This is a genomic window from Desulforhopalus sp. (assembly GCA_030247675.1).
Taxonomy (GTDB): Bacteria; Desulfobacterota; Desulfobulbia; order Desulfobulbales; family Desulfocapsaceae; genus Desulforhopalus_A.
Genome location: JAOTRX010000022.1, coordinates 1 through 2,727 on the forward strand (window position 1 = coordinate 1; position 2,727 = coordinate 2,727).

A 2,727-nucleotide genomic window follows, 5' to 3' on the forward strand; every position below is an offset into this window, starting at 1 on the left:
CCTCCAAGGCTAAATACTCGTAATCGACCGATAGTGAACCAGTACCGTGAGGGAAAGGCGAAAAGAACCCCGGGAGGGGAGTGAAATAGATCCTGAAACCGCATGCATACAAACAGTGGGAGCCCCTTCGTGGGGTGACTGCGTACCTTTTGTATAATGGGTCAGCGACTTACGTTATGTTGCGAGCTTAACCGAGTAGGGAAGGCGTAGGGAAACCGAGTCTGATAAGGGCGTTAAGTAGCATGGCGTAGACCCGAAACCGGATGATCTATCCATGGCCAGGATGAAGGTGCGGTAACACGCACTGGAGGTCCGAACCCACTAACGTTGAAAAGTTAGGGGATGAGCTGTGGATAGGGGTGAAAGGCTAAACAAATCCGGAAATAGCTGGTTCTCTCCGAAAACTATTTAGGTAGTGCCTCAAGTATCACCTACGGGGGTAAAGCACTGTAATGGTTGAAGGGGTCATCGCGACTTACTTCGCCATAGCAAACTCTGAATACCGTAGAGTGCGAGCTTGGGAGACAGACATCGGGTGCTAACGTCCGGTGTCAAGAGGGAAACAACCCAGACCGCCGATTAAGGTCCCAAAGACATAGTTAAGTGGGAAACGAGGTGGGAAGGCTCAGACAGCCAGGAGGTTGGCTTAGAAGCAGCCATCCTTTAAAGAAAGCGTAATAGCTCACTGGTCGAGTCGTCCTGCGCGGAAGATGTAACGGGGCTCAAACTATGCACCGAAATCGCGGATATCCTTTGGATATGGTAGGAGAGCGTTCTGTAGGCCGTTGAAGGTGTCTCGTGAGGGATGCTGGAGGTATCAGAAGTGCGAATGCTGACATGAGTAGCGATAAAGGGAGTGAAAAGCTCCCTCGCCGAAAGCCCAAGGTTTCCTGCGCAACGTTCATCGGCGCAGGGTGAGTCGGCCCCTAAGGCGAGGCTGAAAAGCGTAGTCGATGGGAAACAGGTTAATATTCCTGTACCTCAATGTAATGCGATGGGGGGACGGAGAAGGTTAGGTCAGCCGGGTGTTGGACGTCCCGGTTTAAGCGTGTAGGCGTGCCCCTTAGGCAAATCCGGGGGGCTAAGCTGAGGCGTGATGACGAGCGCTCTTTGAGCGCGAAGTGATTGATACCAAGCTTCCAAGAAAAGCCTCTAAGCTTCAGTTACATTGGGACCGTACCGCAAACCGACACAGGTGGGCAGGATGAGAATTCTAAGGCGCTTGAGAGAACTCAGGAGAAGGAACTCGGCAAATTGGCACCGTAACTTCGGGATAAGGTGCGCCCCGGTAGGGTGTAGAGACTTGCTCTCGAAGCTCGATGGGGTTGCAGTGAAATGGTGGCTGCGACTGTTTAATAAAAACACAGCACTCTGCAAACACGAAAGTGGACGTATAGGGTGTGACGCCTGCCCGGTGCCGGAAGGTTAAGTGATGGGGTGCAAGCTCTTGATCGAAGCCCCGGTAAACGGCGGCCGTAACTATAACGGTCCTAAGGTAGCGAAATTCCTTGTCGGGTAAGTTCCGACCTGCACGAATGGCGTAACGATGGCCACACTGTCTCCTCCTGAGACTCAGCGAAATTGAAATGTTTGTGAAGATGCAATCTCCCCGCGGCTAGACGGAAAGACCCCATGAACCTTTACTGTAGCTTTGCATTGGACTTTGAACCGATCTGTGTAGGATAGGTGGGAGACTGTGAGACCAGGACGCTAGTTCTGGTGGAGTCGTCCTTGAAATACCACCCTGGTTTGTTTGAGGTTCTAACCATGGCCTGTGAATCCAGGTCTGGGACCGTGCATGGTAGGCAGTTTGACTGGGGCGGTCTCCTCCCAAAAGGTAACGGAGGAGTACGAAGGTACGCTAGGTACGGTCGGACATCGTGCTAATAGTGCAATGGCATAAGCGTGCTTGACTGCGAGACCCACAAGTCGAGCAGGTGCGAAAGCAGGTCATAGTGATCCGGTGGTTCTGTATGGAAGGGCCATCGCTCAACGGATAAAAGGTACTCTGGGGATAACAGGCTGATACCGCCCAAGAGTTCATATCGACGGCGGTGTTTGGCACCTCGATGTCGGCTCATCTCATCCTGGGGCTGTAGCCGGTCCCAAGGGTATGGCTGTTCGCCATTTAAAGAGGTACGTGAGCTGGGTTTAAAACGTCGTGAGACAGTTTGGTCCCTATCTGCCGTGGGCGCTGGAAGTTTGAGGGGGGCTGCTCCTAGTACGAGAGGACCGGAGTGGACGTACCCCTGGTGTACCGGTTGTGACGCCAGTCGCATCGCCGGGTAGCTAAGTACGGAAGAGATAACCGCTGAAAGCATCTAAGCGGGAAACTCGCCTCAAGATTAGACTTCCCCGGGGCTTCGAGCCCCCTAAAGGGTCGTGGAAGACCACCACGTTGATAGGTCGGGTGTGGAAGCGCAGTAATGCGTTAAGCTAACCGATACTAATTGCCCGTGCGGCTTGATCCTATAACTCTGAGATCAAAGCGCTTCAGTTTGAAACGCAATCACATTTAACCTTCTCCCATTTTGCGCTCGACGTCACTCGACGGCGAGCGAACAAGTTACGCTTGGCGGCCATAGCGCTCTGGACCCACCCCTTCCCATCCCGAACAGGACCGTGAAACAGAGTTGCGCCGATGATAGTGCATACTTCATGTGCGAAAGTAGGTCACCGCCAGGCTCCCCTTACAACACCCCAGCTACTATGTGGCTGGGGTGTTTC

2 rRNA genes are annotated in these 2,727 nt (G+C 53.2%); both read left to right on the top strand.

Annotated elements, in window-relative coordinates:
- Positions 1 to 2,471, top strand: a 23S ribosomal RNA gene (locus OEL83_21100); the annotation flags it as partial.
- A 100-nt stretch (positions 2,472 to 2,571) separates the two neighbouring features.
- Positions 2,572 to 2,685: ribosomal RNA gene (gene rrf / locus OEL83_21105) — 5S ribosomal RNA — on the top strand.
- Positions 2,686 to 2,727: the final 42 nt, after the last annotated feature.